Source organism: Bacillus sp. GMs2/2, from assembly GCF_050172095.1.
In the GTDB taxonomy this organism is placed as follows: domain Bacteria; phylum Bacillota; class Bacilli; order Bacillales; family Bacillaceae_G; genus Bacillus_A; species Bacillus_A cereus.
This window is the reverse complement of sequence record NZ_JBNLYE010000184.1, coordinates 1-7713: the sequence shown is the minus strand read 5'-3', so window position 1 is coordinate 7713 and position 7713 is coordinate 1. Positions and strand designations below refer to the sequence as shown.

Here is a 7713-nt window from a genome sequence, read left to right as displayed (position 1 = left end):
TTTCAATATTGCTTAAATTAGGTCTATATTCGCTGAAGAGAAATTATAAGAAGCGCCTCCGCTATTGCGAATGTCATTTACTTCCCCTAATACATTTAATAATTATGACAAGCAATGATAGGAGGTTTACTATATGAATGAAGAATATAGTATTTTACATGGATCTGCTCTGGAACCAAATTTAATCGGTCCCACACTACCATCAATTCCACCATTTACTTTCCCTACTGGAATCACAGGCCCTACCGGAATTGGAATAACTGGCCCCACTGGGGTTACAGGCCCTACCGGAATTGGAATAACTGGTCCTACTGGGGTTACAGGCCCTACCGGAATTGGAATAACTGGTCCCACTGGCGCAACTGGTTTAGGGATTCTTCCCGTATTTGGAACAATAACTTCTGAAGTAGGAATCGGTTTTTCAGCAGTAGTTAATACAAATGTTAATTTTACAATTCCAGGACCTGCTAATGGAACTACTCTAAATCCATTAAATAATTCTATTACAATTGATACCACTGGCGTGTACTCTATATCCTTTTCAATTGTATTTGTAATACAAGCTATATCGTCTAGTATATTAAATCTTACAATAAACGATTCCATCCAATTCGCAATTGAAACGCGAGTTGGTGGTGGTTCTGGGGTAAGATCAACATCTGCCAGAACTGATTTACTCTCTTTAAATCAAGGGGATGTTCTTCGAGTACGAATAAGAGAAGCCACGGGTGACATTATATATTCCAATGCATCTCTTGTTGTTATAAAGGTCGACTAGCTCTTTTATTACAATAAAGATTCTGGAAAAATAAATATGCACAATATAAAAAGGAGAGGAAAACTTATATTTCAGTCTACCTCTTCTTTTTCATCACAAAATTACTGTTGAACATATATGGAAACTGATCCTCCACTTACTTGGAACTGCCCCCATCCGTCCTTATTAATTGTTACAGTATTTGTTTGATTACCCGTAATATCGTACCATACTTCCCCTGCGTTATTCTTTCCAACATCCATCCACTTTGCCCCTCCTGGTCCATCAGAGATTAATGTTGCTAAACCAGAATTAACATGTACACTATCACCTTCTCTTGTCCAGCCAATCACATCTGGATGATCAAAATAATCACGCTGCGTACCATATGCAAAGTTTTTTCGTGCCGTCAAAATCGGATCAATTTTGTCCTTTAACGCTGGAATTTCATAGTTACTATTTCCTTTTGTACCATAGTAATCACCATAGAAAACAGAAGGATATCCCTCTGCACGCGTTAAAATAAATGCATATGCCAGCGGTTTGAACCAAGGGCTCACTACAGATTCCAATGACTGACCAGGCTGTGAATCATGATTTTCAACTAGAGTAACCGCAAGTGTAGGATGATTCGCAACTACTGTTCCTTTTAAAATATTTCTCATATCATAATTTCCATTTCCTGTTGAAGCATAATGAAAATTATAATGAAGTGGTGCATCGAACACAGATTGATTATAATTAACCTTCGCTAAATAATTATTTAAAGTCTGGATATCATTTTGCCAATATTCAGCTACTGTAAACATTTCTTTCCCTGTTTGCTGTCTAACGTGATTTACCCAATCGCGCAAATATTCATGATCAATATGTTTAACAGCATCTAAACGAAAACCATCTAAATTTAATTCATTCGCATACCACGTTCCCCATTTTTTCATTTCATTCGCAACATCTGGATGATCAAAATCAAGATCCGCATACATCAAATAATCATAATTCCCATTCTCGCTAGACACTTCCCAGTCCCATGCTTTACCTATGCCCCTAAATTTATAAATTCGGTTTAATTTCCTTCCTTCATCCCAATCCGTTCCGTCAAAATGATACCATTTCCATTTGAAATTAGAATAAGAATCTCCACGCCCTGGAAAGTTAAATCCCGTCCACGCACTAATTTCATAATCACCTGATACTTCAATATTCCGATTGCTCGGGTCTACCTCAACTGCTGTGACAGTTTCTGTATAATCAGCCCCACCTTTATGATTCATAACTACATCACCGTATACATCGATGTTTTTCTTATGTAAAGCGTCAATTGCAGATTTCAATTGTGCTTTCGTCCCATATTTCGTCCGCACTGTGCCCTTTTGATTGAATTCCCCCAGATCATATAAATCATATGCTCCATATCCTACGTCATTTTGCGTAGTTCCTTTATATGCAGGTGGTATCCAAACAGATGTAATTCCTTTTTCCGCTAAATTTTCAGCATCAGTACGCAAACGATTCCAATGATTCCCATCATTCGGAGCATACCACTCAAAATACTGCATTAACGTTCCATTGTTAACTGTGTCTGCATATGCTTTACTCCCCTCATATATACTAGGTAAAAACATAAAAACTGACAATCCGACTATTGTTATTCTTTTAAACATCTGTACACCATCCCCTTCTAAGAAAGCGTTTGCATAGTTTATCAGAATTATTATAATATTCGTCCCGCCGTTAGTAAAGTAGCAATCTCTCACTCTCCCATATTATTTTTAGTCTAATTTCAAATATTCAACGTAGTTTTCATTTCACATCCTATTCAAGATTGTTTACAATTTACCTATAAAAGCATAACGGAGGGATTTCGATGACAGACTTTCAAAAACAATTTTTCGCACGATTACATATAGAAGAAAAAGACACAGTTTCATTTGAAGATTTATCTAACATTATGTACGCAATGGCACAAACTGTTCCTTTTGAAAACTTAAATATTCTCGAAAAGAATTTTAAAGAAATATCAAAAGAAAATTTGAAAGAGAAAATTTTAGTAAATAACCGTGGCGGTCTTTGTTATGAACTCAATCCTACTATGTATTACTTCCTAAAAGATTCTGGATTCGATGTTCATCTCGTTTCAGGAACAGTTTATAACGCTGCAGACTCCATATGGGCTGTTGATTCTGGCCATATCGCAACCGTTTTAACACATCATAATGAACTTTATTTAATTGAAGTAGGATTCGGATCATACTTACCTCTTGCCCCTGTCCCTTTCTCAGGTGAAGTCATTCACTCTGTTACAGGAGATTATCGTATTCGTAAAGAAATGACCGAAAAGGGAAACTACATTTTAGAGATGCGGAAAAACAATGAGTTCTTGGATCAATCTTCTGCTGATGATTGGACGTTAGGCTATGCATTTTATATAGAAGAAGTGGATGAAGAAAAAGCAAATACAGCACAAAAAATTATCGTTGAACATGAAGGATCACCCTTTAATAAAGTACCTCTTATTGTAAAACTAACTGAAGATGGGCATGCCTCTTTAACGAAAGATAGCCTTACAGTAGCGAAAAATGGTAAAAAAACGAAAGAAACCGTTACAGACATGCAATATACAAACCTTTTACATTCAAAATTCGGAATTACACTATAAGTATGTAAGCCTTGTTATTTTAGCAAGGCTTTTCAATTTTCAGCAGGGATTTTTTGCAATTTGTTGTATTTCATAGTTATATAGAAATATAACTACATGTTTAGAAAGGAAATGATTATGACAGAACTTAAAGATCGATTACAAGTAGCTGATATAGAAAAATGGGATTTAACAGACATTTACCATACAATTGAAGATTGGGAAAGTGATTTTCATAAAATTGAAGTATTAACGAAGGAATTACACGAGTTTAATGGCAATATTCACGATGGCAATAGTTTATTAGCTTATTTAACGAAGAGTGAAGAAATTTCTAGCATAATATCTTTAATGTTCGCTTATGCACGATTACAATCTGACCTTGATACACGCGATACTGACGCGCAATCTCTTGTCGATAAAGTATCACAATTACACGTGAAAGTAAGTGCAGCGAAATCTTTCTTTTCCCCCTTCTTACTTAGCATAGACGAAAACACATTACATTCTTACATAGAAGAAACAGAAGGCTTACAATATTATAAAGAAGACTTATTTGAATTATACCGTTATAAAAAACACGTATTAAATAAGGACCAAGAAGAAATTTTATCACAAATGGGTGAAGCTCTTTCTTCTCCACAGCACACATTTAGTATGTTAAATAATGCAGATATATTATTTGGTGAAGTTACGACTGACGATGGAGAAAAAGTGAACTTAACACGCGGAATGTATGCAAAGTTAATAGAAGATACGAATCGTGAAAAGCGTAAAGAAGCTTATAAAGCATATTACAAACCATATGTTCAGTTAAAGAATTCCATCGCATCTACTTTATCCGCTGCTATTAAAAATAATGTTACTGTTTCGAAATTAAGAAACTATCCATCAGCGCTAGAGAAATCATTATTTGGCGATATGGTTCCGAAAGAAGTATATGAAAACCTAATTGATACAACGAAAAAAAACATTCAAACATTACATACATACAATGAAATTCGAAAAGAAAAATTAAACGTAGATGAACTAAGACAATACGACTTAGGCGTCGATTTAGTAGAAGGTGCAAAACAAGACATCCCATATAGTGAAGCATTTGACATTATGATTGCATCACTAGCTCCTTTAGGAGAAGAATATATTGAGACATTAAAAAGTTTTAAAGATAAAAGATATATAGACGTAAGAGAAACACCAGGGAAACGTTCTGGTGCTTATAACTTTGGTGTATACGGCGTTCATCCTTTCATTCTTTTAAATCATCACGATGATTTAAACAGCCTGTTCACTCTTACTCATGAATGCGGTCACGGTATGCATACGCACTATTCACATGGATACCAACCAAGAATTTCTGCACATTATTCTATCTTTGTCGCAGAAGTCGCTTCTACAGTAAATGAAGTGTTATTAATTCACTATTTATTAAAAGAAGCAAAAGATACGAACGTGCGTAACCATTTAGTTAACCATTTTATTGAGAAATTTAAAGGTACTTTCTTTACACAAATTATGTTTGCAGAATTTGAAAAAATCACACATGAAATGGCTGAACAAGGTAAACCATTAAATGCACAAGTCTTCAGTGAAATTTATGAAAAGCTATTTAAAGAATATAACGGTGATTCACTTGTATTTGATGAAGAAGTAAAATACGGATGGGCTAGAATCCCTCATTTCTATCGCCCGTTTTACGTATACAAATATGCAACTGGATTCGCATCTGCCATTCAAATCGCTGATAAACTATTAAGCGGTGATCCGAATGCTCAGAAAAATTATATTGAATTCCTTAAAGGCGGAAGTTCAGACTACCCATTAAACTTATTGAAAAAAGCTGGTGTTGATTTAACTACGCCAGAACCAATTGAGAGTGCATTGAAACAATTCACTCAACTTGTTGAGGAGTTTTCAACATTATAAAAAGCATGCAGAGTATATGCTCTGCATGCTTTTTATTTGAATTACTCTATTCTATATGCTGCTGCGTCACACAATGAATCATACCACCGTATGCATACAATTCGTTAACATATATACCAACAATTCTTCTCCCTGGAAATTGACCTTCAATGATTTGAAGCCCTAATTTATCATGTTCATCACCGTATATAGGTACCAATACAACTTCATTACCAATGTAAAAATTTAAGTACGATCCTTTACAATCTGCTTCTTTTACCACTTTTCTTGTTACTGGTACTGGAATGAGCTGAAATGGTTTTCCATCTATATTTTTCGCTTGCCGTAATTCTTGATAATGCTTTTCGTACGCCTCCAAAAGGTATGGCTCTCCTTCATCGAAAGGATCATATTCATACAGTATCGTATTTTCATTTACAAACCGTGCCGCGCCATCAATATGATAATCCGTATCTTCATCATAATTATCTTCTCCGCGTATACCAGTTATCCATATAAAATTTGTTACTCCTAAATATTTCGTTAACTCCATTTCAATCTATTTTCGTAACTAGAAAACAAATTTGTGTCACATACTCTTCTGCTAAACAATCACATTCAGGTCCCTTTATATAAACCTCATATGGCGAATTAATTATTACATACCCATTTCTTTCAATCCATTCTTCTAACGCTATATAAGCGTAACCTATATAGTCGTAACTTCCATAATGCATAGTAGTAACGATATGATGTGGACTTAGTTGTTTCATTTCATACTCTTGTGCTACGTCTTCATCATTCCCCTGCATCACCGGAATTCTTAACTCAATATCACTGTTACTTGGAATATATTCTTCATCATAAAAGACTGCAGATGGAGAACCAACTATTTGAAAGTTATTTTTTTGTACCTCTTCATATAAGTCATAAAAATAATCATCCATATCATCTATATCTATTTTTACTCTTTGAGTAATTAACGTTACTTCGTTCCTCATTCCCATTAATATATCATAACTTCTATGGCGAGCAATATTTAGACTACTATTCACCATTACCATTTCATTCATTTCTGAAATAACCTGTAAATTTTGCTTCACTTCCTGAGACAACTCGATAATTTGTGATTGTATATGTTGAACAAACGAATCTTGATCCGATGACTGCAAAACAATTTTAATTTTTGGAAGAGGAAATTTATACTCCCTTAGCTTTTTTATTTTCAATGCTACTTCCAGCTGCTCTTGTTCATAATACCTATACCCATTAACCGGATTCACATATGCCGGTTTTAATATCTCCTCTTTGTCATAATGTCTTAACATCCGCGTACTCATTTTACAAATCCGAGAAAACTCAGCGATGGTATACATATCAATACTCCTTGAATATATTTTCTTTTCATTACTTATTTATTAAAACCAATCAAAAATCTTCTTCATTGAAAAAATTTCATTCTGATTTTTCAATCTTCTCATTTTCGAAGGTAACAAATGACTTGGACAATACCACGTTAAACAATTCATCGCGCCTCCCATTGTTGATATTTCCCCTACATGAATTTGAATAACTTGTTTCTCCGTATACTGTTGAATATATCGTAAAACTTCCTCATCTTTAGCTAGTCCAAACTTAGGAACATAAAGAGCATCACATGATTCTAACATATTTATATACAACCCTTTTGCCGATGCTATCTCTTGATCATATTGTCCTTTCTCTGTATATGATGAAGGAACAACTATAAATTCAGCTTCTGGCATTTGTTCTTTAATAATCTCTTGAACACTATATCTAAATTCATGATCCCCTAAAAAATCACTAATAAACATTTTATGTTCATCAATAAATTTAACCATTCCGTCTGCGTGTGCTAGTACATCCCCTTCCTCAGCAGGAATAATAATAACTCGGTTCACATCTAAATCCCATTCTAACTGCTCAATAATTTCCTCTTCTGTCCAATCATCGTTATCATCAAATATTCGTTCTGTTAATATTACAGTATCTTTTTTATTCCAAATAAGATTACCACCATCTAATATTAATGGGGATTTTACATATTCAAAGTCATTCTTTTTCAACCATTTATTAAATTGTTGATCTAAATATCGCCCTTGATCATTTGGCAAATAATTTGGTCGATATTTAAATTTAACTAGATGATTTGTGACAACCGGTGCAACATCTCTTAGCCAAATATCATCATACTCAAAACAGCTCGTATGAAAGTCTTGTTCTTCAACAGATAAAGATATAAGTTGATCCGCAATTGATTTCTTTTCATTTAAACATTCATTAAAGTAAATCAAATCTTCATAAAAGGGTTGATAATATTCATTTAATTCGTCTGGTATTGCAGTAAAAATAATGCCATTATGTTTTTGTTCCATATTATTCACCTCGCTTT

6 protein-coding genes and 1 pseudogene are annotated in these 7713 nt (G+C 34.1%); 3 read left to right on the top strand and 4 right to left on the bottom strand.

Annotation, left to right across the window (positions count from 1 at the left end; all coding sequences use genetic code 11):
* Positions 1-133 precede the first annotated feature (133 nt).
* Positions 134-778 (top strand): collagen-like exosporium glycoprotein BetA, encoded by a 645-nt coding sequence (gene betA / locus ACQGS6_RS19150; protein WP_426965442.1) that lies wholly within the window; start codon positions 134-136, stop codon positions 776-778.
* Positions 779-879: 101 nt separating this feature from the next.
* On the opposite strand, the gene amyS is transcribed toward betA, so the two are convergent.
* Positions 880-2421 carry an alpha-amylase gene (gene amyS, locus ACQGS6_RS19145; protein WP_426965441.1) on the bottom strand — a complete coding sequence of 514 codons (1542 nt, stop codon included), beginning with the start codon at positions 2419-2421 and terminating at the stop codon, positions 880-882.
* 203 nt (positions 2422-2624) lie between these two features.
* Between amyS and ACQGS6_RS19140 the strand changes: the two genes are divergently transcribed.
* A complete protein-coding gene (locus ACQGS6_RS19140; protein WP_025966620.1) occupies positions 2625-3416 on the top strand; it encodes an arylamine N-acetyltransferase family protein in 792 nt (263 codons plus the stop codon).
* A 117-nt stretch (positions 3417-3533) separates the two neighbouring features.
* Complete coding sequence (gene pepF / locus ACQGS6_RS19135) at positions 3534-5321, top strand: oligoendopeptidase F (protein ID WP_426965440.1); 1788 nt, start codon at positions 3534-3536, stop codon at positions 5319-5321.
* 46 nt (positions 5322-5367) lie between these two features.
* Here the strand turns inward: pepF and ACQGS6_RS19130 are convergent.
* From ACQGS6_RS19130 to ACQGS6_RS19120, 3 genes and pseudogenes are all read right to left on the bottom strand, one after another.
* Positions 5368-5859, bottom strand: a pseudogene (locus ACQGS6_RS19130) (agmatine deiminase family protein); the annotation flags it as partial.
* Positions 5855-6676, bottom strand: coding sequence for a MerR family transcriptional regulator (locus ACQGS6_RS19125; RefSeq protein ID WP_000287983.1), 822 nt, complete (start codon positions 6674-6676; stop codon positions 5855-5857). The pseudogene ACQGS6_RS19130 and the gene ACQGS6_RS19125, both read right to left, overlap by 5 nt.
* A gap of 42 nt (positions 6677-6718) precedes the next feature.
* Complete coding sequence (locus tag ACQGS6_RS19120; protein ID WP_000435516.1) at positions 6719-7696, bottom strand: agmatine deiminase family protein; 978 nt, start codon at positions 7694-7696, stop codon at positions 6719-6721.
* Positions 7697-7713: the final 17 nt, after the last annotated feature.